This is a genomic window from Streptomyces sp. NPDC047072, assembly GCF_040643855.1.
GTDB lineage: Bacteria > Actinomycetota > Actinomycetes > Streptomycetales > Streptomycetaceae > Streptomyces.
Genome location: NZ_JBEYVC010000091.1, coordinates 1 through 22,686, shown reverse-complemented (window position 1 = coordinate 22,686; position 22,686 = coordinate 1). Strand labels below are relative to the sequence as shown.

General features: G+C 72.2%; 21 protein-coding genes and 1 pseudogene. 10 read left to right on the top strand and 12 right to left on the bottom strand.

All coding sequences use genetic code 11. From position 1 onward, the window contains the following. Nucleotides 1-68 precede the first annotated feature (68 nt). A pseudogene (locus ABZ896_RS31430) lies at nucleotides 69-545 on the top strand (type I glyceraldehyde-3-phosphate dehydrogenase); the annotation flags it as partial. Nucleotides 546-626: 81 nt separating this feature from the next. Further along, the gene (locus ABZ896_RS31425; RefSeq protein ID WP_360936496.1) at nucleotides 627-1,352 is read left to right on the top strand and encodes a LuxR C-terminal-related transcriptional regulator; all 726 of its coding nucleotides are present in this window, start codon (nucleotides 627-629) and stop codon (nucleotides 1,350-1,352) included. A gap of 3 nt (nucleotides 1,353-1,355) precedes the next feature. Here the strand turns inward: ABZ896_RS31425 and ABZ896_RS31420 are convergent, their stop codons facing one another. Beyond that, nucleotides 1,356-2,276, bottom strand: coding sequence for a UbiA family prenyltransferase (locus tag ABZ896_RS31420; RefSeq protein WP_360936494.1), 921 nt, complete (start codon nucleotides 2,274-2,276; stop codon nucleotides 1,356-1,358). A gap of 245 nt (nucleotides 2,277-2,521) precedes the next feature. Between ABZ896_RS31420 and ABZ896_RS31415 the strand changes: the two genes are divergently transcribed. Next, complete coding sequence (locus ABZ896_RS31415; protein WP_360936492.1) at nucleotides 2,522-3,595, top strand: helix-turn-helix transcriptional regulator; 1,074 nt, start codon at nucleotides 2,522-2,524, stop codon at nucleotides 3,593-3,595. Between the two features lie 18 nt (nucleotides 3,596-3,613). Here the strand turns inward: ABZ896_RS31415 and ABZ896_RS31410 are convergent, their stop codons facing one another. From ABZ896_RS31410 to ABZ896_RS31395, 4 genes are all read right to left on the bottom strand, one after another. Then, nucleotides 3,614-4,180, bottom strand: a complete 567-nt coding sequence (locus tag ABZ896_RS31410) for a hypothetical protein (RefSeq protein ID WP_360936490.1) — start codon at nucleotides 4,178-4,180, stop codon at nucleotides 3,614-3,616. Nucleotides 4,181-4,284: 104 nt separating this feature from the next. Next, on the bottom strand, nucleotides 4,285-5,193 hold the full coding sequence (locus tag ABZ896_RS31405; protein ID WP_360936488.1) for an EamA family transporter: 909 nt from the start codon (nucleotides 5,191-5,193) through the stop codon (nucleotides 4,285-4,287). A 245-nt stretch (nucleotides 5,194-5,438) separates the two neighbouring features. After that, entirely contained in the window at nucleotides 5,439-7,094 is a 1,656-nt protein-coding gene (locus ABZ896_RS31400) for a VCBS repeat-containing protein (protein WP_360936486.1), read from the bottom strand. Between the two features lie 14 nt (nucleotides 7,095-7,108). Continuing rightward, nucleotides 7,109-8,929 carry an alkaline phosphatase D family protein gene (locus ABZ896_RS31395; protein ID WP_360936484.1) on the bottom strand — a complete coding sequence of 607 codons (1,821 nt, stop codon included), beginning with the start codon at nucleotides 8,927-8,929 and terminating at the stop codon, nucleotides 7,109-7,111. Nucleotides 8,930-9,066: 137 nt separating this feature from the next. Between ABZ896_RS31395 and ABZ896_RS31390 the strand changes: the two genes are divergently transcribed. Next, nucleotides 9,067-9,783 (top strand): DUF4232 domain-containing protein, encoded by a 717-nt coding sequence (locus ABZ896_RS31390; protein ID WP_360936482.1) that lies wholly within the window; start codon nucleotides 9,067-9,069, stop codon nucleotides 9,781-9,783. A 49-nt stretch (nucleotides 9,784-9,832) separates the two neighbouring features. On the opposite strand, the gene ABZ896_RS31385 is transcribed toward ABZ896_RS31390, so the two are convergent. Further along, complete coding sequence (locus tag ABZ896_RS31385) at nucleotides 9,833-10,351, bottom strand: hypothetical protein (RefSeq protein WP_360936480.1); 519 nt, start codon at nucleotides 10,349-10,351, stop codon at nucleotides 9,833-9,835. A 123-nt stretch (nucleotides 10,352-10,474) separates the two neighbouring features. Next, nucleotides 10,475-11,269: an SDR family oxidoreductase gene (locus ABZ896_RS31380; RefSeq protein WP_360936478.1), complete on the bottom strand. Its 795-nt coding sequence runs from the start codon at nucleotides 11,267-11,269 to the stop codon at nucleotides 10,475-10,477. Between the two features lie 41 nt (nucleotides 11,270-11,310). On the opposite strand from ABZ896_RS31380, the gene ABZ896_RS31375 reads away from it, so the two are divergent. Then, complete coding sequence (locus ABZ896_RS31375; protein ID WP_360936476.1) at nucleotides 11,311-12,177, top strand: DUF72 domain-containing protein; 867 nt, start codon at nucleotides 11,311-11,313, stop codon at nucleotides 12,175-12,177. Here ABZ896_RS31375 and ABZ896_RS31370 read toward each other — a convergent pair. From ABZ896_RS31370 to ABZ896_RS31355, 4 genes are all read right to left on the bottom strand, one after another. Then, complete coding sequence (locus ABZ896_RS31370; protein WP_360936474.1) at nucleotides 12,143-13,903, bottom strand: copper resistance protein CopC; 1,761 nt, start codon at nucleotides 13,901-13,903, stop codon at nucleotides 12,143-12,145. The two genes, ABZ896_RS31375 and ABZ896_RS31370, sit on opposite strands and share 35 nt — an antisense overlap. Nucleotides 13,904-14,085: 182 nt before the next feature. Continuing rightward, nucleotides 14,086-14,553 carry a cupin domain-containing protein gene (locus ABZ896_RS31365; RefSeq protein WP_360936472.1) on the bottom strand — a complete coding sequence of 156 codons (468 nt, stop codon included), beginning with the start codon at nucleotides 14,551-14,553 and terminating at the stop codon, nucleotides 14,086-14,088. Next, nucleotides 14,550-15,155 (bottom strand): GNAT family N-acetyltransferase, encoded by a 606-nt coding sequence (locus tag ABZ896_RS31360; RefSeq protein WP_360936470.1) that lies wholly within the window; start codon nucleotides 15,153-15,155, stop codon nucleotides 14,550-14,552. Before ABZ896_RS31360 ends, ABZ896_RS31365 begins: the two co-directional genes overlap by 4 nt. Beyond that, nucleotides 15,148-17,604, bottom strand: a complete 2,457-nt coding sequence (locus ABZ896_RS31355; RefSeq protein WP_360936468.1) for a penicillin acylase family protein — start codon at nucleotides 17,602-17,604, stop codon at nucleotides 15,148-15,150. The genes ABZ896_RS31360 and ABZ896_RS31355 overlap by 8 nt, the downstream gene beginning before the upstream one ends. A 78-nt stretch (nucleotides 17,605-17,682) precedes the next feature. On the opposite strand from ABZ896_RS31355, the gene ABZ896_RS31350 reads away from it, so the two are divergent. The 3 genes from ABZ896_RS31350 (at nucleotide 17,683) to ABZ896_RS31340 (ending at nucleotide 19,454) form a co-directional block, all read left to right on the top strand. Further along, on the top strand, nucleotides 17,683-18,402 hold the full coding sequence (locus ABZ896_RS31350) for a siderophore-interacting protein (RefSeq protein ID WP_360936523.1): 720 nt from the start codon (nucleotides 17,683-17,685) through the stop codon (nucleotides 18,400-18,402). A gap of 51 nt (nucleotides 18,403-18,453) precedes the next feature. Further along, nucleotides 18,454-19,035, top strand: a complete 582-nt coding sequence (locus ABZ896_RS31345) for an HhH-GPD-type base excision DNA repair protein (protein WP_360936466.1) — start codon at nucleotides 18,454-18,456, stop codon at nucleotides 19,033-19,035. A 227-nt stretch (nucleotides 19,036-19,262) separates the two neighbouring features. Continuing rightward, nucleotides 19,263-19,454, top strand: a complete 192-nt coding sequence (locus tag ABZ896_RS31340) for a hypothetical protein (protein ID WP_360936464.1) — start codon at nucleotides 19,263-19,265, stop codon at nucleotides 19,452-19,454. A gap of 216 nt (nucleotides 19,455-19,670) precedes the next feature. Here the strand turns inward: ABZ896_RS31340 and ABZ896_RS31335 are convergent, their stop codons facing one another. Further along, nucleotides 19,671-21,260, bottom strand: coding sequence for a helicase HerA-like domain-containing protein (locus ABZ896_RS31335; protein ID WP_360936462.1), 1,590 nt, complete (start codon nucleotides 21,258-21,260; stop codon nucleotides 19,671-19,673). Nucleotides 21,261-21,365: 105 nt separating this feature from the next. On the opposite strand from ABZ896_RS31335, the gene ABZ896_RS31330 reads away from it, so the two are divergent. After that, nucleotides 21,366-21,662, top strand: a complete 297-nt coding sequence (locus ABZ896_RS31330; RefSeq protein ID WP_003999914.1) for a type II toxin-antitoxin system VapB family antitoxin — start codon at nucleotides 21,366-21,368, stop codon at nucleotides 21,660-21,662. 133 nt (nucleotides 21,663-21,795) lie between these two features. Then, nucleotides 21,796-22,446, top strand: coding sequence for a LytR C-terminal domain-containing protein (locus ABZ896_RS31325; RefSeq protein ID WP_360936460.1), 651 nt, complete (start codon nucleotides 21,796-21,798; stop codon nucleotides 22,444-22,446). The last annotated feature ends 240 nt before the right edge of the window (nucleotides 22,447-22,686 follow it).

Genomic DNA, 22,686 nt, shown 5'->3' with positions numbered 1-22,686 from the left:
GAGAGACGACAACGCGGCAGACGGGCGTGCCCAGCCCCGCGACGCCGGCATGATCCGCCGGACAGGCCCTGGCCCAAGTGCTGCACCGGAGCTTCGGCCTGCGCCGCGGTCTGATGAACACCTCCCACGCCTACACCAGCGACCAGCGGCTGCACGACGCGCCGCACCGCGACTTCCGGCGGGCCCGCGCCGCCGCCCACAACATCGTGCCCACCACCATGCGGGTGCCCGTCATCGACGGCTCGGTCGTCGACCTGACCGTCGAACTCGGCCGCCGGGTCACGGTCGAGGAGGTCAACGCCGCCTACGCGGAGGCGGCCCGCGGCCCGCTCCAGGGCCTTCTCGTCCACAGCGAGGACCCGCTGGTCTCCACCGACATCATCGGCACCTCCGCCTCCTGCACCTTCGACGCCCCGCTCACCATGGTCCTCGACGGTGACGGCGACGCGGGCTCCCTGGTGAAGGTCGTCGGCTGGTACGACAACGAGTCCGGCTTCTCCCACCGCACCCTCGACGTGGCGGGCCTCCTGGGCAACCTCGGCTGACCTGTCCCTCTCCCCCGCCGCCCCGAGTAGGATCGACGGTTGGGCGCTTGTCGCGCCCTTCAGGGGGACACGAGGGGGAGCATGGCCTACGCGAGGGCCGCCCGAGCGCTGAGAGCCAGGATCCCCGAGGTCATGGCGGCGTACCGGGCCAGCCTGTTGCGTGTGAACAGCCCGCTGGCCACCCTGCCGGAGGCCTGGCGGCAGTGCCGTTGGCAGGCGCTGGCCATCCTCGACGAATGCGTCGACGCGCTGGCGCTGGCCGGCTCGCCCGCCCCGCCCGAGGAGACCGACCGGTCGAAGGAGTACACCCGGCTGCTCGGCTCCCACCGGGCGCTGCAGCGGATACCGGCCGCCGAGTCGGTGCGGGCGGTGGAGATCCTCTGGTCCGCGCTGGAACCCGCCGTACGGCAGGCCATGGACCAGGAGGCGCTGGTGCAGCGGCCCGAAGTGGTGACGCGCGTCAACGCCGCCTTCCGGGCCGCCGCCGGGAGCAGACTGCACGCGGGCATGCTCGGCTACGAGGAGACCCGCGGCCGCCTGCTGGCCACCGGCCGCGACACGGCCGGCGAACAGCCCGACCCTCTACCGGAGTTCGGCCCGGACGCGCAGGTCGCGTCGCTGACCGTGCGGGAGCGGGAGGTGCTGGAGGAGGTGGCCCGGGCGATGACCAACCGGCAGATCGCCCGCCGGCTCGGCATCACCGAGCCCACGGTCAAGCGCCATCTGTCCAACGTCTTCGCCAAGTTGGGGGCCTCCTCCCGGATGGACGCGGTGCACAAGGCGTTCGGCGGGGGCCTGGACCGCTGATCCCTACCGGACCGCGTCCCGCACCAACAGGGCGGTGAGCAGGGCGAGGTTGGCCGCGTACTGGGTGGCCATGAACGCCCGGTACCCACCACGCCGTGTGTGCCGGTCCCTCTCCCCGGCCGTCCGGACGCACACCGTCACGACCCACCCCGCGCCGGCGGCCAGCGGCAGCGTCCCGGCCAGCGCCACCGGCGCCCACACCAGCGAGGCGACCGGTCCGCCCACCCCGACGAGCACCGCGCCGAGCACGGCCAGCCGGCGCGCGGCGCCGAGTCCGCGTCGTGCCGCCAGGGTGCGCCGCCCGCCGACGGCGTCGCCGCCCGCGTCGGACAGGTCCTTGACCACCGCCCCGACCAGCGCCATCCACGCCGACAGGGCGATGGCGAACACCAGCCCCACACGGTCGAGTCCGCTCCCGGCGGCGGCCGCCCCGGCCGCGTAACTGGTCCAGCCGAGCCCGAACACCACCACCGAGCAGGACAGGCTCCACCGCTTGGCCGCCAGCGGCGGCGCCGAGTACGCCCACCCCAGCGCGAGGAACACGGCGCTCCACCACACCAGCCCGCCCCCGGCGGCCGCGCTCAGCCCGAGGGCGGCCACCGCCACCGCGGCGGCGCTCCACCCGGCCGTACGGACCGGCAGCGCCCCGCGCGCGATCGGCCGCCGCGAGCCGTTGGCCCGGTCCTCGGCGACGTCCGTCACCCCGTTCAGCAGGTACGCGAAGACCACGGCGCCCCACCAGGCCACCGCGCCCACCACGGCCGGTCCTCCGTCGGCGGCCGCGGGCAGCGCGCCCACGGCACCCACCGCGAACCGCAGCAGGAAGATCCCCTGCACCTGCGGCCTTGCCTCCGCCAGACACAGCCGCGCGAGCCGTAAGACCGGCAGGCCGCCCGTCATGTGCCGCTCCGTCGCCTCAGTCACGCGGCGCAGCCTAAACGCCGCAACGCGTGGGAGACTTCGGCCGCAATGTGCCCGCAACACCGGCTGCAACCAAAGTCGCAGATTCGCGCCGGGGGTTTCATCCCTTGGTGGCACAGCCGTTCACCGCGCACCCGCCCCTGCGGCATGATCGCCACGGACGCCGACAGACCGTCGACGCCGACTGTCGCCTCGCGCCCCTCAGAACAGCACGGCATCATCCAGCACACCGGAGGTGAGTGCCGCCCATGGCCCGACACCACGTGGCCCTGCGCGACGAGATACCCCTCGACGAGGTGGGAACCCACCAGGTCGACCTCGACGAGGTGGTCTACGACGACGAGTTCTCCGCCGAGGTATACAGCTGGGTGCTACGCCGCCCCTCGGCCTCCGCGGCCGAGATCGAGGCGGCGCTCGGCGCCCCCTACCACCGTGTCGACGGCGCGCTGCGCCACCTGGAGGCGCTGCGGCTGATCTCCTTCCTCGACGACGACCGGCGCCGGCTGATCGCCGTCGGTCCGAGCGCGGCGCATCTGGAGCTGGTCGCGCCGCTCGAACAGGAGATCCACGACCGGCGCCTGACCCTCACCGGCATCCAGGGCAGACTCCGGCGCTTCGGCGACGTCTTCGACCGGGTGCGGCGCGCCGAACTGCACACCGAGCCCTCCTTCACCACCCACGACAGCACACAGACCCGGCTGCGGCTGGCGGACGCGGTGTCCCACTGCACCGACGAGGCACTGCTCATGCAGTCCGGCGAGAGCCCCGACGACCACCCGCTCCGGCTGGTCGAACCCTTCCTCGCCACGCTGCTGCGGCGCGGCGTCGGGGTACGTGCCGTCGTCCCGCACACGGTGCGCGCCCACGCCCAGGCCCGCAAGCTCCTCAGCGGCCTCGCGGACGCCGGCGCCCATGTGCGCACCTGCAACGCGCCACCGCAGAACCTGCTGGTCCTCGACCGCGGCACGGCCTTCGCGTTCACCGCCGACTCCCGCGAGGTGACCGTTCTCTACGACGCCGCGGCAGTGGGTGTGCTCGGCGGACTGCACGCCTACGCCTGGGAGTCCGCCACGGACTTCGAGCCCTGTGTCGTGGGCTACGGCGAGACGTTCGGTGCCGTCCAGAGCGCCATCCTGCGGCTGCTGGCGGCGGGCCACAAGGACGAGTTCATCGCCCACCGCCTCGGCATCTCCGCCCGCACCCTCCGCCGTCACATCGCCGTCATCATGGACAGCCTCGGCGCCCAGAGCCGCTTCCAGGCCGGTGTCCTGGCCGCCCACGCGGGACTGCTGCAGCGTACGCACCAGACACCGGAGGGCTGACCGGCCGGCCCGCCGCCCTCACGCCGTGGAGTGGCAGTCGTCCCACGCGGATGCCAGGCTCGACGGGATCCGAGTGATGGCCGCGCAGCCCTGTGGTGAGGCGGGGAAGCCGTCGCTCGCCAGGTAGGTCCAGCCCGTGCCGGGGCGGTCGACGAAGTACTTCATTGCCGACCCGTCGTCCTGGAGGGCGACCTGTTCCGCCTCGGTGCTGCCGGCGGTCGGCCGGAAGCGGGTCGCGGCGTAGAAGGTGCCGTCGCAACTGCCGTAGTAGAACGTGCCCTTGACCGGCGCGAGGTGGGTGAGGCGGGGTCGGGCCTGGTTGCCGTAGGCGGTCGTGACGTTTGCCTTCACCGCCGACGACACCACCAGCGAGGTGCAGCCGCCGGTCTTGGGCGGGGAGCCCGCCGTGGTGTGACCGGGTGCGGGGGTCGTCGGTGTGGGCGACGGCGCCGACGAGGACGGTGTTTCCGCCGCGCTCGCGGAGCCGCCGCTGTTCGGTGTGCAGCCCGTCAGCAGGGCCGCCGTCGCGGCGACGGCCGCGCACAGGGCAGCGCCGTGGGACAGAGAGTGTTTCCGGTGTGCCATTTCCTACCATCCTCCCTGGTTCGTCCAGACAGGCCGGAGATGGCGTAACTCGGATACGTTATCCCGGTCTTGTACACCAAGACGCTGCTTCCTGCGCTCCGGTTTCACCCGTTCCCGGCGGCCGTCCTGTCACTCGGGAGGGCCAGCAGACCCAGGCCCGCGAACAGGATCGCCAGGCCCGCCCAGGAGACGGCCGGGAGGTGTTCGCCCAGGACCGTGATGCCCAGGAGCGCCGCGACCGCCGGTTCCGTGAGGGTGAGCGAGGTGGCGAGGGACGCGGGGGTGTGCCGGAGGCCGTGGCCGAAGAGGTGGTAGGCCAGGGCGACCGTGAAGAGGGCCAGGTAGAGCGCCACCGTCGCGCCCCGGGGCGTGGTGAGCCAGTGGGTGCCCGACGCGAGCACCAGGGGGAGGACCAGGACGCCCGCCGCGCCGAACAACGTCCCCATCACCGCCCCCGAGGGGTGGCCGTCGGTGATGAGCCGGCCGCCGATCAGCGAGCAGACGGCGTACGACAGCCCGGCGCACGCGGCGAGGGCCACGCCCGTCAGGTCCATCGGCGTGGCCCGGCCGGTGAGTTCGGGGCCCAGCACCAGGAGGGTGCAGCCGAGAACGGCGGCCGCCGTGGCCGCCGTCCAGCGGACGGTCGGGCGGGACCGGCCGGTGAGCCAGGACAGCAGGCCGGTGAAGACCGGCGCGCTGCCGAGGGCGATCACCGTGGCCACCGCCACGCCCGTGCGGGCCACCGCCGGATAGAAGGTGACCGGGTAGCCGGCCACGGCCAGGGCGCCGAGCGCCAGGAGCCGGCGCTCCCCGGGCGACGCCCGGACGAGGAGCGCGCGGGCGCCCCGGGAGGTGAGGAACATCAGGAGGCCGCCGAGGACGAGTCCGGCGCAGCCGATGGCCGCCGCCGGGGCGTCGGCCGGGGCCAGGGAACTCGCCGTCCCCGTGGTCCCCCACAGGACGGCGGCGGTCAGGACGGGGGTGGGGCCGGTGAGCAGGCCCGGGCGGGACACGCGGGCAGGGCGTGCGGAGGTGCGGTGGGGCACGGTCGTGAACTTCCGTCGTCGAATGCGTCAGGGACTGGATTCGAAACGGGCGCACGACAACGAGCCCCTGACCGCGTTACGGGTCGACGGGGGCCGGGATCGAGCCGACAGCGGTGTCTCTGCGCCCGGTCAGGCGCAGAGCGGCGGCAGGACGACGTGCCAGTAGGTGTTCACCCCGCGATGCTATCCGGCGCGGCTGAGAAGGGGTCCGCTCAGAGCAGGTCCGTCCAGCTGCTCCAGCCGCTGGTGGCCTTGGACACGCGGCCCTTGAAGCCGCCCGTGCCGGTCCCGGCGTAGAAGTAGAGGGCGCCGGTGGAGGTCGTGACCATGAGGTCGGCCTTGCCGTCGCCGTTGGCGTCGCCCGGGGAGAACAGCTTCTTGTACTGCTGCCAGCCGGTGCCGATCTTCACGCGGCCGCCGAACGGCTTGGACGCCGAGCCGGTGCCCGCGTACCGCCACAGCGTGCCGGAGCTGTCACGCGCCAGCAGATCGGGGCGGCCGTCACCGGTGAGGTCGCCCGGTCCGACCACGGCGTTGTACTGCTGCCAGCCGGTGCCGAGCTTGACCCGGCCCGCGACCGACATACCGCTGCCGGTGCCCGCGTAGAGGTAGAGCGTGCCGGAGCTGGTGACGGCCAGCAGGTCGCCCTTGCCGTCGCCGGTGATGTCACCGGGGCCGACGATGCGGTTGTAGGTGGTGGAGCCGGCGGCGAGCAGCGGGTCGGAGAGGGCGTAGAACGCCGGGTTGGTCAGCTTGCCGCTGCTGACGGAGTGCACGACCAGGTCCGCGAGGCCGTTGTCGCGCAGCGAGGAGGCGTAGGCGAGGCGGGTGCTGGAGGACGGCCAGGCGCCGCCGACCAGGAGCTTGCTCGTCAGGGTGCCGGTGCCGGTGACCTCGTAGCTGTAGACGCTGCCGGCCGAGGTGCGGGCCATGACGCCGTACTTCCCGAAGTGCGGGTTGTTGCCGGCGCCCGCGAACTGGGTGGCCTTGCCCCAGCCCTTGCTGCGGGCCTGGCGGGTGGCGAAGGTGCCGTTGCCGTTGCCCGGGTAGAGCCAGAGGTTGCCGGAGAAGTCCCTGGCCAGCAGGTCGGTCTTGCCGTTGCCGTCCCAGTCGCCGCCGCCGATGATCTGGTTGTACGACGCCCACTCGGTCCGGGAGTCCTTGACCTTGGCGTTGAAGGTGCCGCCCTTCTTGCCGGTGTAGCGGTAGAGGGTCCCGGAGAAGGTGCGGGCCAGCAGGTCGCCGATGCCGTCGCCGTTGAGGTCGCCGGCGCCGATCAGCTCGTCGTACTGCTGCCAGCCGGTGCCGATCTTGACGCGGCTGCCGAAGGAGCCGTCGCCCTTGCCCGGGTAGTAGTAGAGGGTCCCGGAGAAGGTGCGGGCCAGCAGGTCGGGCTTGCCGTCGGCGTTCATGTCGCCCGGGGCGGCGATCTTGTTGTAGGCCTGCCAGCCGGTGGCGGCCGTACGGCGCGAGCCCAGACCGCCGGGCACGCGCGCGTAGATGCCCGGGTGGAAGGAGAGCACCCCGCTGGAGCTGAGGGTCAGCACGTCCTGGACGCCGTCGCCGTCGAGGTCGCCCGGGGTGAGGACATCCTTGACCTTGGCGACGTCCGCGTCGAGGGCCATCGTCTCCGAGGAGCCGATGTTGACGTACAGCTGGCCCGCGACATTGCGGTACACCAGGTCGGAGGTGCCGTCGCCGTCGAAGTCGGCGCGGGCCGGGGCGGTCGCGTCGGCGTCGCCGGGCAGCACGGTGAGGGCGCCCGCGACGAGCACCGCGGCCGTACCGGCCAGCGCGGACACCTTCACGGCGAGCGGACGCCGGTGTCTGTGGCCGCCCTCGGTCCGCCGGGATCGGGTGGTGAACACGGTCTCTCCCGGGATCAGAGGGTCGGGGATACGTCGGTGGCGGGCACGTCGCCCGTCACGGACTCGGTGGGCGACGGCGAGGTGGAGTCCGTCGTGGCCGGGTCCGTGGGGGTGGCCGGGTCCGTCGGGGTCGGGGAGTCCCCGGCGTCGGCGGACGGGCTCGCCTCCGCGCTCTCACTCGGCGAGGACGACGACGAGGCCGACGCCGCGCTCTCGGCGCCCACCCGCTGAACACCCGGCACCCCGTCGGTCACCCGGAAGGTCGCGGCCGTGCTCGTCGTGCCGTTCCTCGTCACGACCGTGGAGATGGTCCGCAGCGTGGCGTCGATGCCGTCCGCGGAGATGTCGAAGAGCAGGTAGCCGCGGCGGGCGTCGATCATCTTCCAGTGCGGGTTGTCCGGCAGCCTGGGCGCCCACTCGGCGGCGAAGGCCTCCAGGTCCTCGTCGCCGTTGCTGGAGATGGAGGTGCCGACGAACTCGGCGCCGACGACGGCCGAGTCCGGGTCGGCGTAGTCCAGCTTGAGGTCGCTGACGATGGTGCGGTGCCGGTCGCCGGTGAGCACCACCGGGTTGCGCAGGTCCTGGAAGTCGGCCAGCAGGGCGTTGCGTTCGGCCTGGTAGCCGTCCCAGGCGTCGTACTCCCACAGCTTGCCCACACCGGCCAGCAGGTCGGTCTCGGCCATCATCACCGGGGAGGCGATGAGGTTCCACTTCTTGCCCGCGGTGCTCATGCTGTTCAGCAGCCAGTTCCGCTGGGTGGTGCCCACGATGACCCGGCCGGCCTCCTTGGCGACCTCCTGCGTGGTCGCCTGGTCGTCGCGGTACTGACGGGTGTCCAGGACGTGCAGCCGGGCCAGGGTGCCGAAGTCGAGCGAGCGGTACATCTGGACGTCCGGCCCGCTCGGCTTCTGCTTGAGGCGGATCGGCATGTGCTCGTAGTAGGCCTGGAAGGCGGCCGCCCGTCGCTCCAGGAACTTGGCCGGCGGCCAGGCCACCGGGTCGTTCGCCTTGTCGCCCGCCCAGTCCTGCTCCACCTCGTGGTCGTCGAAGACGACGACGAACGGCGTGGAGGCACGCATCGCCTGCAGGTCCGGGTCGGTGTTGTACTGCTCGTGGCGGGCCCGGTACTGGGCGAGCGTCACGGGCGCGCTCGACCCCTCGTGCCGGCGCACGCGGTAGGAGTAGGCGGAGCTCTCGTAGATGTAGTCGCCGACGAAGAGCACCAGGTCGGGGTCCTGTGCCCGCATGTCCTGGTACACGGTGAAGTAGCCGTGCGCCCAGTTCTGGCAGGAGGCCAGGGCGATCCGCACGTTCTCCGGGCTGCTGCCCGCGGCCGGCGCGGTCCGGGTGCGGCCGGTGCGAGACGTACGGCCCAGCGCCTTGAACCGGTACCAGTAGTCGGTGGACGCGCTCAGGCCCGTCACGTCCACATGGACGCTGTAGCCGAGCGCGCTGGTCGCGTTGACCGAGCCGCTCTTGAGGATCTTGGTGAAGCCGCTGTCGGAGGCCAGCTCCCAGCTCACCGCGACGGTGGGCGGCAGGATCCCGGAGCTGCCCGGGTTCGCCGGCACCACCCGGGTCCAGATCACCACCGCGGTGGGCAGCGGGTCGCCGGAGGCCACGCCCAGCTTGAAGACCGAGCCGCTCACCGACGTACCGGCACCGGCCGTGGTGGTCGAACCGCCCACGGAGGCCGCGGCGCCGCCGCCCGTCATCTGGGTCGCGGCCGCCACTCCGGCGGCCCCCAGCGTGGCGGCTCCCGCACCCAAAAACCGCCTGCGCCGTATGGCCTTGGCATCGGTTCTGTTGTCGTTGCTGTTGTCGCTCCCGCGCACGCGGCCGACCCTTCCCCCCTAGGCGGTGCGCTCCGCAGCGCCGGTGAACGATGAATGTGATCGGCGTGGATTCTATGCAATACGCTCACAGGTAAGGGACCGAGTCCGTCAATTCGTTCGAGCAACCGGCAGGAGCCATGCGCCGACCACTGATCTCCGTCGTCACGGTCCTGCTGCTCGCCGGGGCGGCCGGATGCTCCTCCTCGTCCTCCGACGCCGAGGACGGCTCGGGCAGCGGTTCCGGTTCCGGCTCGTCGAGTGCGGCGGACAAGGCGAACACGGCGGACGGGAGCGGGTCGCGGGCCGACGAGAACCAGGGCGGAAGCTCCGGTTCCGGTGGGACATCGGGCGGCACCGGCGGGACCCTCGGCAAGAGCGGTGGCGACGGCGGTACGTCCTCCCCCTCCGGGACCGGCGGGGTGCTCCTCGGCGCCGACTCCCTCCCCTCACCGGCCGCCGACCACTGCCTCACGAAGAACCTGAAGGCCGCGGCGGTCAGCACCGGGACGGGCCGCGCCTCCGTCGTGATCACCAACAAGGGCTCCGGTTCCTGCTCGGTGCGCGGCTTCCCCTCCCTTCTCTTCATCGGTGGATCCGGGCCGACCGAACTGCCTGTGGACTGGGACGGGTCGGCGGCCGACGCGGACAAGTTCAGCCTCGCGTCCGGTGGTTCCGCTTCCGCGACGCTCACCTTCACCTCGCTCGACGAGTGCGAGGAGATCACCGGCGTCAACGTCGTGCCGCCCGGCGAGGCCCGGCCGCTGACGCTCTCCTTCACCTCCGGCGGGAAGAAGCAGGCGGTGCACATCTGCGACACCGGGGTGCGGGTGACGGCGTTCGCGCCCTCGAAGTGACGGCGGCCCTCGAAGTGACGGCGAGCGCGTGTCTCCTCCAGGAGAAGGCTCACGCGATCCGCGGCCGTTGAACGGCACGTATGTGCAGCAGGCGGCCGCGTACCGCGATCACCCCCAGGCGGACGGTCACCTCCCCGAGGGCCATGAGGATCAGGGCCGCGACCCAGGCCTGGGCGTCGGTGATGTCGTGCGCGGCGGAGAAGCGGGCCAGGTGCGCCATGCCCGAGGCGTGCGAGGACCAGACCGCGAAGCCGAGGCGGAAGCCCATGCTGAGCACCCACAGTGCGGCGGCCGCCCAGCCGGCCTTCACCCGTATGTGCCCGTCCGCGAACCGCACCCGGGTGAGCAGGCCGCCGGCCAGCCCGAGGGCGACCCCGACCGCCGCGAAGGCACCGGTCAGCACCAGGTCGTCGCCCGCGGTCGGCACATGGCGGAGGTAGCTCTCGGTGACCCAGCCGATCAGGGCCAGCGGAACCAGGAACGTGAAGATCGTCAGCCGCTCCTCGCGCAGTTGCCGTACGACGACGAGGACGAGCGCCACATCGATGATCCAGTCGGAGGTCGTCATGCCTCGACTATCCGGCTCCGGGGCGGCTCAGGGCTTGGACCCACGGGTGGATTCAGGGTGGAAACCCGAGTGGACCCACGGGTGGACCCACCGCCTCCCGCCGCCCCTCAACCGCCCCGCACCTCAGTGCACCGACAACCCCCCGTCCACGAAGATCGACTGTCCCGTCACATACCCCGACGCCCCGCTCGCCAGGAACACCGCCGCGCCCGCGAAGTCCTCGGCGAGGCCGTTGCGGCCGGTCATCGTGCGGGCCGCGAGGGCGGTGACCTTCTCCGGGTCGGAGGCGAGGCGGGCGTTGAGGGGGGTCATGACGAAGCCGGGGACGAGGGTGTTGCAGGTGACGCCGTACGGCGACCAGGCCTCGGCCTGCGAGCGGGCCAGCGACTCCAGCGCGCCCTTGGAGACACCGTAGGCCCCGCTCTGCACGAAGGCGCGGTGGGCCTGCTGCGAGGTGACGTGGATGATCCGCCCGAAGCCACGCTCGGCCATGCCGGGACCGAAGCGTTGCCCGAGCAGGAAGGGCGCCTCCAGGTTCACCGCCATCGTGGTGTCCCAGACGTCCTCGGTCAGCTCGCCCATCGGCGGACGCAGGTTGATCCCCGCCGAGTTGACGAGGATGTCCGGCTCCCCGAACGCCTGCACCGCCTCCTCGGCCGCCGCCCGCACGCCCTCCCGTGAGCCCAGGTCCCCGCTCACCCAGGCCGCCCGGCACCCATCGCCCGTCAACTCGTCCACGGTCGCGGCCAGTTCCGTCTCGCGCCGTGCCACGACCACCACGCTCGCGCCCGCCCGCGCGAGCGCCCCCGCGATCGCCCGCCCGATACCGGAGCTGCCCCCGGTCACCAGGGCCACCCGGCCGTCCAGGGCGAACAGTTCGGAGACGTACGTATGCGAGGCACTTGCGGAACCGGTCATGTCGGAACCCTAGATCCCGTCCCGGGTGGTACCCGGCCCCCATGCCCCGCATCCTCACCGGCACCTGCTCCTGGACCGACCCCGCCCTCGTCCGCAGCGGCTGGTACCCGCCGGGGCGGAAGGACCCCGAGGGCCGACTGCGGTACTACGCCGAGCACTTCCCCGTCGTCGAGGTGGACGCCAGCTACTACGCCCTCCCGAGCGAGCGGAACAGCCTGCTGTGGGTGGAGCGCACGCCCCCGGGCTTCGTCTTCGACGTCAAGGCGTTCTCCCTGCTCACCGGGCACCCGACCCGCACCGAGGCGCTGCCAGGACTGCCCGCGGACGGCGCCGACCCCGCCGTACTGGACGAGGTGTGGGCGCGGTTCGCCGCCGGGATCGAGCCGTTGCGGGCGGCCGGGCGGCTCGGGGCGGTGCTGTTCCAGTTCCCTCCGTGGTTCCGGCCGGGGGTGCGGGCGGAGGCGTTCCTGGAGGCGTGCGCGGTCCGCACGGCCGGCTGGCCCGTGAGCGTGGAGTTCCGGCATCCGTCCTGGTGGCAGGAGCGGCACCGGGAGCACACGGCGATGCTGCTGCGCGCGCACGGATTCGCCGCCGTGGCCGTCGACATGGCCCCGGACCTGCCCCTGTCCGTCCCGCCGGTCACCCCGGTGACCTCGTCACGGTTATCGGTGATCCGCTTCCACGGCCGGAGCGCCTCCTGGGGCCGTGGCAGCAAGGAGGAGCGTTTCCGGTACGACTACGCGCGCGCCGAACTCGCCGAGTGGACGCCCCGGTTGCGTGCGCTGGCCGCCGAAGCGGACGAGGTGCACGTCCTGTTCAACAACTGCTGCGGAGCGGCCGCCGTACGGGCCGCCGAGACCATGACCGAGTTGCTCAGCCCACGATCTTCACCGTCTTCTCCACGCTGACCTGGTCGATGTCGGACACCCGGATCGTCGTCCTCATGGTCCAGTCGCCGGCGATGGGGAGGGTGAGGTCGTTGGTCGCCCAGTAGCCGCCCTGGTCCTTGACGCCGGCGTCGATCGGGCCGATCTCCTTGGCGGGGAGGGTGAAGCTGATCCTGATCTCGGGGACGCTGGCGATGCCTCCGTCCGGGCCGAACACGACGGCCTCCACGGAGTTCTGGCCGGTACGCCCCGGGTCGAGGGTGACCTGCACCTTGCCGCCGTTGTTGCCCACGCGGAAGGGGACCATCGTCACGGACGCGGCGGGCAGTCCGGCCGCCGCCGGTGGCGCGGCCGCGGCCTCGGCCGCCGCCCGCCCGGGCAGCGTGCCGCTCAGCACGGTACTGAGCACCAACACCACGATGCCTACGGCGACTTCGGCGAGGACGGACCGACGCAGGCCACGGCGGGACGCGGACGAACCGCCCGCGGACACCGGCACCTCGGAAGCCGGTGCCTCGGAAGCCGCCGCTCCTCCCACCCGCACCGGCACCGGCACCGGCACCTTCTCCGCCACGGCCACCTCCGCGTCGACCGTCGCCAGCCGCCCGGTCCACCGTCGTGACAGCCCCGCCACCGCGACCAGCAGCGTCACGGCGAGGAGCTTGACGGTCAGGAGGCGGCCGTACGTCGTGTCGGTGAGGGCGTTCCAGGAGCCGAGGCCGCGCCAGGACTGGTAGACGCCGGTGGCGACGAGGACGGTCACGGAGGTGAAGGCGAGCCGGGAGAAGCGGGTGACCACGGTCGCCGGGATCTCGGCCGACGCCCGGTAGAGCGTGGTGAGCAGGGCCGCGAGTCCGCCCAGCCAGACCGCCATCGCCAGCACGTGCAGCACCGCGGACGTCATGGCCACCGGCACCTGGATGCCGGCGGACGCGTGTTCGGCGGCGGCCCAGGTCAGCGCGAGGCCCACGGCGAGTACGGCGCCGAGCGCACGCCACGCGCGCGTGAGGGGCTCTCGCCGCAGCAGTCGTACGACGAACAGGGCCGCCACCAGCAGCAACGCGAGGCGGGCCAGGAGGGCCAGCCCCGGGCGGCCGGTCAGGGTGCGTTCGAAGCCGGAGGCCGAGAAGGCCGATGACGGGCCCGTGCCGGTCTCATAGGGCGCTCGCAGCACGAGAAGGAACAAGGAAGAGCCCAATAGCGCGCCCCAGCCCGCCCAGAGCAGCCTGCTCAGGCGCTGTGGCTCCGGCGGGCCGCAGACCGTCAGGAAGACCGCGGTGCCGATGAGCAGGGCCGCCGCGAGGTAGGCCAGGTAGCGGGCCATGTTGTAGAGGCTGGCGGTGGCCGGGTCCTCGGTCGGGGCAGTGGCGATGGCCACCGGGGCCGGGGACGCCTTGCCGACCGAGAAGGTGAACGCGCCGGAGACCGGGTGGCTGTCGGCGGAGACCACCCGCCAGGCGACCGTGTAGGTGCCCTGGGCGAGCTTGGCGGGCAGGGAGACCGTCGCCGTGTCCGAGCCGCCCGGACCGTGTCCCGCGTCGCCGATGTCCAGGCGCTTGCCCTTGGGGTCGAGGACGCGGAAGGAGTCGTCGAGCAGGCCGACGGACTCGGTGAAGGTCAGGGTGAGGTCGCGGGGGGCGGACTTGAGGACGGTTCCGTCCCCGGGGTCGGTGGACTTGAGGGCCGCGTGGGCCGACGCCGTGCCCGCGCCGCCGAGGAGCAGGACCAGCAGGGTGCCCAGCAGCACCAGCCCCTGAAGCCCTCGTCGTCCCCGGTCTCCGCAGCTGCGTGCACGCTCACACCTCACGTCACTTCTCCGTACTCCGACTCGCGGCCTTCCCAGTACGTACGGACGGGGCCCCCGGAACGCTCACCACGTCGGCCGCCCCGCGTTCTCGACCGGCGCGACCTGTCCTTCGAGGGGTTGGCTCATGGACGGCACAGTGCCGTGATCCGCGCCGCCTCGGCCGGGTGGCGTGCCGTCAGCTCGGCCGCGTTCCCGTGCTCGTAGGTCTCGAAGGTGAAGCCGGGGGCCATGGTGCAGCCGAAGAAGGTCCAGGCACCCGTCGTCCGCCCGCCCATCCAGGTGCCCGCGGGGACGGTGAGCTGGGGCTGCTGACCGGCCCGGACGTCCGGGCCGAGGACGGCGGTGCGCGAGGTGCCGTCCGGGGCCAGGAGCAGGAGTTCGAGCGGGTCGCCGAGGTAGAAGTGCCAGATCTCGTCGCTGGGGAGGCGGTGCAGGGCGGAGTAGTCGTCGGCGGTGAGCAGGGCGACGATCGCGGTGCCCTGCGGTCTGCCGTCGGACCGCTCGGGGCCCTCCCAGGTACGGCGGAAGAGCCCGCCCTCGCGCGGTATCGGTTCCAGTCCGTAGTGGGCGACGAGATCTTCCGGCGTCATGCCGGGAAGGCTACCGCCCGCTCCAGGAAGGCCAGTTGGGCGTGCTTCTCGGGCAGGTACACGTCCGGCAGGTCGATCTCCGGCAGCACGACCCGCTCCCCCGCCACGAACCCCTGCTTCAGGAAACGGCCGATCGCCCTCTCGTTGCGCACGTCCGGATCGACCACGACCCGCGCGCGGTCCAGGCCCAGCAGGACGTACGACGCCACGGCCCCGAGCAGCGCCGCGGACCAGCCGGAGCGCGACTCCCCCGGGTCCGCGGGCGCGAGCAGCAGGTGGACGCCGATGTCGCCGGGGCGGACCTCGTAGCACTCGCCGACCCGGTCGGCCTCGGGCTCGTAGGTCTGGAGCAGGCCCACCGGCTCGTCGTCCTTGAGCAGCAGGAAGGCGTGGTGGGTGTCGAGGGTGTCCAAGTGGGCGTAGACCTCGGCGACTTGCTGCTCGGTGAGGCCGTTCATGCCCCAGAAGGCGGCGCGTTCCTCGCGCGTCCAGGCGTGGACGGTCGCCGCGTCGGCGTGCGGGTCCAGGCGCAGGATCCGTACGGTGCCGAAGCCGTCGACGGTCTGCTCGTGCAGGGCGTCCCTGAGGGAGGTGTCAGACATCGCTTTCCTTGGTCAGTCGCCGCCAGTCGGTGACGACGGGGACGAGATCTCCCTTGAGCCACAAGGGGAGTTGGTCACGGTGGTGCGGGGAGCCCGGATCGCCGGAGGCACCCAGCGGGACCACCCACAGGCTGTCCTCGCGGCGGGCCAGGTCCCAGACGTACCGGGCGGCCGGGCCGCGCGCGGCGAGGTCGGTGAGACCGGGCACGGCGGAGGTGCACAGCACGCAGTCGTGGTCGCCGGAGAGCGCGGGGCGCTCCTCGTCGACGGGGAGCGCGCGCCAGGGGGCGAGGCGGTGGGTGTCGCCCCAGGTGCCGGTCGGTGGGTTCTCGGCCACCTCCTCTACGGCGGCGCGCACGATCTCCGGCCGGTCGATGCCGTACAACTCCTCGGCACGCAGCAGGTGTTCGAGGGCGAAGGCGATGCGCGGGACCAGGCCGAGCCAGGGGAGGAGGACGTCGGGGTAGGCGGGTGGGGTGGTGAGGGCGGCGAAGGCGGGGTGGGCGGCGAGCCGTCGTACGACCGCGCTGCGTACGGCGGCGTAGAGGGCGGCCTCGGTGCTGGTCGCGTCCATACGGCGGTCCCAGTGCAGGATCGTTTCCGCGAGGTTCCGCGCGGCGGGGCCGAGGTCCTTCTCGACGGCCGCGAGGTGGTCCAACAGGGGCTGGGCCGAGGCGAGATGGGTGTCCATGTGGATCGACGGCAGGTCGGCGGGCGCCCAGTGGTCCTTCTCCGCGAGCCTGGCCGCGATGCGGTCCGCGCGGTGCGGCGGGGCGAACTCGACGCCGAGCGGGGTGGCCGGGCCGCGCTGGTTGGCCATCACGGCGACGCCGTCGGTGAGGCCCGCGCGGGGCGTCTCGTGCCAGCCCTGCCACTCGTGGCCGGGCTCCCAGGCGGCGACCGTCCGGATCCGGTTGGCCTCGGCCCGCACGGGGACCCTTCCCGCGACCCGGTGCAGCAGCCCGCCCTCGGTGTCGGCGGCCTGCACGACGTTCACGGGCTCGGCCCAGAGGTCGAAGGCGGCGTCGACGTCGGCGACACGGTTCGCCCGGAGGAGGGGGAGGAGGGCGCTGAAGCCGAGGTCGTCGGTGACGCGGGGTGGGTAACGGAGGGCGAGGGCGAGGGGGGTGTTCGGGGGGACGGGGGACTCGGAGGCCGGTGAGTCGGTCGAGGGGCCGGAGCCGGCCGCGGCGCCGGGAGCGGCCTCGGCGTCCTCCTCGCCCGGTCTGTCCGGCTCGCCCGCGGTGCCCTGGACGCCGTACTCCAGCCCCTCCGGGCCTCCCGCGATCACCGGGCCCCGTTCCGTCTCGATCACCTCGATCTCGACCGGGGGTTCGCCCGCGATCTCCACCGTCTCCGTGTGGCGGGCGGCGCGGTGCCAGGTGCCGTCCGGGTCGAGAGCCTCGACGCCCGCGCCCGTGCGGCGCAGGCGCTCGCGGTAGAGGTCCTGGTAGTCGGCCATGGCGTTGGTGATGGCCCAGGCGACCGTGCCGGTGTGGCCGAAGTGGGCGATGCCGGGGACGCCGGGGACCGCGAGGCCGACCACGTCGAACTCCGGGCAGGACAGGCGGATCTGCTGGTAGACGCCGGGGTCCTCGATATAGCGGTGGGGATCGCCCGCGATGACGGCGTGCCCGGTGGTGGTGCGCTCACCGCTGACCAGCCAGCCGTTGCTGCCGGAGGTGCCGGGACCGTCGGTGGCGAACAGCCCGACCGCCTCCGGCCCGAGATGCCGTACCGCCTCCTCCCGCCAGAGCTTGGCCGGGAACCCGGCGAACAGGATGTGGGTGGCGAGCCAGACGGCGAGCGGGGTCCAGGGCTCCCAGCGGCCGGGGGAGATACGGGCGCGGGCGAACTCGGGGGCGGTGCCGGTGCCGGCGGGCTCGGAGGGCGTGCCGGTGCCGGCGGGCTCGGGGGCGGTGCCGGTGCCGGCGGGCTCGGGGGCGGTGCCGGTGCCGGCGGGCTCGGGGGCGGTGCCGGTGCCGGCGGGCTCGGAGGCGACTTCACGGCCCCCGCCCGAACGGACCTCACCGCCCGAACGGACCTCACCGTCCCGACGGACCTCACCGTCCCAGCGGACCTCACCGTCCCGACCGACCTCACCGTCCCGACGGGCCCCGCCGCCCGAACCCCCGCTCCCCAGCCCCTCGTTGACCCCGTCCACATACGCCCGCACCCACTCGGCCGTCTCCGGATCCCGTCTCTCCAGCGCATCGAAGCACCGTCTCGCCGTGTCCTCCAGGCGGGCCCGTCTGGCGAGGACGTCCCAGGACAGGGCCGTGGGTCCGAGGAAGGCGGCCGAGGTGCCGCGCGCGCGATGCCGTTCGACCTCCAGCTGCCAGGCGCGGTCGCGGGCGGTGACGTAACCCTGGGCGCGGGCGAGTTCGCGCACGCCGTCCGCGCGGAGGTGGGGGATCCCCCAGGCGTCGCGGTAGATCTCGGTACTCACCCTGTGGTCCTTCTTTGCTTTAGGTTAGGCTTGCCTAAGTAGTACGTGGTGGAATCGTACGTGAAGGGTGAAGACGCGATGGGGCAGGGGCACGGCTGGGAGGGCGCGGTCCTCAGACTGCTGCGCGCGAAGGACTTCACCCTCACCGTGACCGGCGCCGAGGAGGTCACCCCCGAGTACCGCCGGGTCCACCTCACCGACGGCGGCATGCTCGCCGTCACCGGCGTCCACCCGACGATGTGGGTGCGACTGTGGTTCTCCGCCGACGGCAAGCCGCACCAGCGCGCCTACACCCTGGTCGACCCGGACCCCGAGACCGGCACCCTCACCCTGGAGTTCGCGCTGCACGACGGCCGCGCCAGCGACTGGGCGCGCACGGCGAAGCCCGGCGACACCGTCGAGGCGACCGTCCACGGCACCGGCTTCGACCGCCCCGACCCCGAGCCCTCCCACGTCTTCGCCTTCGGCGACCCCGCCTCCCTGCCCGCCCTCAACTCCCTCCTCGCCGCGCTCGACTCCTCCCCCGCGACCGTCTGGTTCGAGGGCGGCGGCGAGGACCTCCCCTTCCGCACCGACCCGTCCCGCCACGAGGTCCGCCGGGTCCTGCGCCTCGACTCCGGCGCCCACCTCGTCGCCCAGGCGAGGGCGGACCTCCCGGACCTGCTCAGGTCCCATCCGGACGCGTACGTCTGGATCGCCTGCGACACCCGCACGACCCGCTCCCTCGCGTCGTACGTCCGCAAGGAACTGGGCGTACCGAAGGAGCGGACGCACGCGCTGGGGTACTGGCGGCCGTAGCCGACGGGCGCTCGCGTGGAGGCCCGGCGGCGGCCGGGGCATGATCGGGACATGGACGTCACCCTTCACCTCGCGCAGGACCCCGAGGCCGACGAACTGCTCGGCCGCTCCCCGCTCGCCGCGCTCGTCGGGATGCTGCTGGATCAGCAGGTGCCGATGGAGTGGGCGTTCAAGGGGCCCCGGACCATCGCCGACCGCCTCGGCACGGACGACCTCGACGCACGCGAGATTGCTGCGCAGGCGCCGGAGGGGTTCGCGGCGCTGCTCTCCGAGAAGCCGGCGGTGCATCGGTATCCCGGGTCGATGGCTCAGCGGATTCAGCAGCTGTGTCAGTACCTCGTCGATCACTACGACGGTGAGGCCGAGCTGGTCTGGAAGGGCGTGTCCGACGGGGGTGAGCTGCTGCGGCGGCTGCAGGAGCTGCCGGGGTTCGGTCGGCAGAAGGCCCAGATCTTTCTGGCGTTGCTGGGAAAGCAGGTCGCTGTGCGGCCGGTGGGGTGGCGGGAGGCGGCGGGGGCGTACGGCGAGGAGGGGTCTTTCCGGTCCGTCGCGGACATCACCGGGCCGGAGTCTCTGGTGAAGGTGCGGGCCTATAAGCAGGAGATGAAGGCGGCGGCCAAGAAGAAGCAGTAGGTCGTTTGTCGGCTGCGGGGCGGTGGGGGCTGGTCGCGCAGTTCCCCGCGCCCCTGGGTGGGTGAATGTGAGCCCCGACGTGCTGGAACCGGTGCGTCAGTGGGGAAACGACCTGGGTGAGTTCCGTACGACGACCTTCCTGTGGCCGTGTCTGGCTGCGGACTGTCGTCCTGCTGGTCGCTCTTCTCGTGCCGGGGGTCCATGCGGAGGTCCGCGCGGAGCCTGTCGTGGCCGTCGAGATCGTCGAGTACGACGTTCTGGACGCGGGGCTGCGGCCCACTGTGGGTGCCCGGGTCGCCGTACCTCTGAGGCCCGCGCAGCGCGCCGCACCGGTGCCCGCCGTCCTGGAAGAGCACTCGGCGTCATCGGGATCGTCGTACCCCCTCCAAGTTCTCCGCTGTGTGGTTCTGCGCTGCTGATGGAGCCGATGTCCCCAGGCCCGTCGGTACGACAGACAACGACAGACAACGCGAGGAACACGCACATGCCCATCGACCCTTACGCGGTTCTGCGCGCGCTGTTGCGTGCGGAAGCCGCTCGTAGTGCGCCGAAAACGCAGCAGGAGAAGAAGCCGCAGGCGTCGAAAGACGTGAGGCGCGGCTGAGTGACCGACCGGCGGGGGCGGGGCCGGAGGGCTACCGTCTCCGCCGGGCCGTGCCGAAGAGCGAGCGGGTGATCTCGCGGCCGATCTGAGTGCCCAGGGAGCGGGCGAGGGACTTGAACATGCCGCTTCCTACGACCTGTTCGACGACGGAGGGGTCCTCCTTCGGCTTCCTCTGTCGCTCGGGGGCTCTCATCTCGTCCGGGCCCTTGGCACCGCCGGAGGGCTTGGCCGCGTTGAGCTTCTCGTAGGCGGATTCTCTGTCCACAGCCTGTGCGTAACGTCCGTGGAGTGGCGAGCTCTTGACCGCGGAATCGATCGCGGCGGCGTCGACCGGGCCCATCAGCGACTCCGGCGCCCGCAGCCGCGTGGCGGCGACCGGCGTGGGAGCCCCCTTCTCGCTCAGCACGGTGACGACGGCCTCGCCGGTGCCGAGCCCGGTGAGCAGCTCCTCCAGGTCGTAGCCGGAGTTCGGGAAGGTCTTCACGGTCGCCTTCAGCGCCTTCTGGTCGTCCGGGGTGAAGGCCCGCAGCGCGTGCTGCACCCGGTTGCCGAGCTGGGCGAGGACATCGGCCGGTACGTCCTTCGGGGTCTGCGTGACGAAGAAGACGCCGACCCCTTTCGAGCGAATCAGCCGGACGGTCTGCGTGATGGAGTCGAGGAACGCCTTGGAGGCCCCGTTGAAGAGCAGATGGGCCTCGTCGAAGAAGAAGACGAGCTTGGGCCTGTCGGCGTCCCCGACCTCCGGCAGATCGTGGAACAGGTCCGCGAGCAGCCACATCAGGAAGGTCGAGAAGAGCTGCGGCCGGTCCTGTACGGCGGCCAGCTCCAGGACGGAGACGAGCCCCCGCCCGTCCTCGGCGGTCCGCAGCAGCTCGGCGGTGTCGAACTCCGGCTCCCCGAAGAAGTCGGCCATGCCCTGCGCCTCGAAGGCGGTGAGCGACCGCAGGATGACCCCGGCGGTGGCACCGGAGAGCCCCCCGATCCCCTTCAGCTCGGCCTTGCCCTCGTCCGAGGTCAGAAAGGCGACGACGGCCCGCAGGTCCTTCAGGTCGACGAGTTCCAGCCCTTTCTGGTCGGCGTAGTGGAAGATCAGCCCGAGCGACTGCTCCTGGGTCTGGTTGAGCTGAAGCACCTTGGACAGCAGCACCGGCCCGAAACTGGTGACAGTGGCCCGGACGGGGATGCCGTGACCGATGCCGCCGAGGGCGTAGAACTCGGCGGGAAACCCGGTGGCGACCCACTCCTGATGTACGTCGGCCGCCCTGGCCTGCACTTTCTCGTTCTGGACACCCGGCGCCGAAACGCCCGACACATCCCCCTTGATGTCCGCGAGGAAGACGGGCACGCCCTGGGCGGAGAGCTGCTCGGCGATGAGCTGGAGGGTCTTGGTCTTGCCGGTACCGGTGGCGCCGGCGACCAGGCCGTGCCGGTTGAGCATCGGCAGGGGGATCCGGACCTGCGCGTCCGCCAGACAGACGCCGTCCCACAGCAGAGCCCCGAGATCGAGGGCGGGCCCGGTGAAGGCGTACCCGGAGGCGATCTCCAGGGCTTCCCGGGGCAGCGCGGAAGCACCTGCTCTTGCCTCCGGCATAGCTTGGGGGACGGTCTCCCGGTCACTCATGTCAGACCCCTGTTCCCGATTTGCCCCGATCTGCGGCATCTTTTCCAGCGTCGCACTCGGTCGCCATGGCTGCGCCCGGAACGTCTGGACCGGTAGGCTTTCCGTGTGATCTTCAAGCGCATCGGAAACGGCCGGCCGTACCCCGACCACGGCCGGGAGAGCACCCGGCAGTGGGCGGACGTCGCACCGCGCCCGGTCCGCCTCGATCAGCTCGTGACGACCAAGGGCCAGCTCGACCTGGAGACCCTCCTCGCCGAGGACTCGACGTTCTACGGCGACCTGTTCGCCCACGTCGTGAAGTGGCAGGGCGACCTGTACCTGGAGGACGGCCTGCACCGCGCGGTGCGGGCGGCGCTCCAGCAGCGCCAGGTGCTGCACGCACGCGTGCTCGAACTGGACTGACGCGAGCGGGACCGAGCGGACCCGGCCCGATCGAGCGGCCTTCCTGTAAAGGTTTGGCCCTTTCGGGTTCTCCTGTACGGCGGTCGATGATCATCTAGTAGGAATCGCCGCCCGGGCGCACTACGCTGCGCCCATGAGCATGCTGACTCCCCCCGGCATGGGCGGTAAGTACCGGATCACGGGAGACAAGTACCCCCGGATGCGCCGACCCCGGAGACGCGGCAGGCTCGTGTTCGCCACGGTCGCCTCCCTCGCCGCGCTGAGCCTCGTCGGCTGGGGCACCCTGCAGCTCATCGACGTCTTCTCGGGCGGCGGCGACGAGGCCTCGGCGGCCGGCCCCAAGGCCAACTGCTCGGCCGGCGTAAGCCCTTCGCCGTCGGCCCCTTCCGCAGCCGCCCTCCCCGCACCGGCCCAGATCACCGTCAACGTCCTCAACGCCACGACCCGAACGGGTCTGGCGAAGCGAACGGCGGCCGAGCTGAAGAAACGGGGCTTCAAGATCGGCGACGTCGGCAACGCGACGACGGCCTACGACAAGAAGGTCAAGGGCACGGGAATACTGCTCGGCCCGTCGTCGGCGCTGAAGACGTCCCTCCCTGTTCTGGGCACCCAGCTCACTGCGGCAGAAACCCAGACGGACACGCGCAAGGGGGCGGACGTCGACCTGATCATCGGCGCGGCATTCAAGAACCTCACGCCGAGGGCATCCGCCGACAAGGCACTCACCGCACTGACCGACCCCCGACCCACGGCGACTGCGTCGGCTTCCGGCAAGGGGTGCTGAGAGCGCCTACTGGGGTGCCGGGTTCTGCGGTTTGGCGGGTGCGGGTCCGTCGTGGCTGGTCGCGCAGTTCCCCGCGCCCCTAAAAGCGGTGGGTCTTTGTCACCCGCGTACGGCGGTGAGGGGACGGGGGCGGGGGGTGTCCGCCCGCAGCGGCCGGCGTCCGTTACCGAGCACATCCGCAAAAGAGAGAACCCGTTCGGCCCAACGAACGGAGCCGGGTGGAATTACAGATTCCACTTG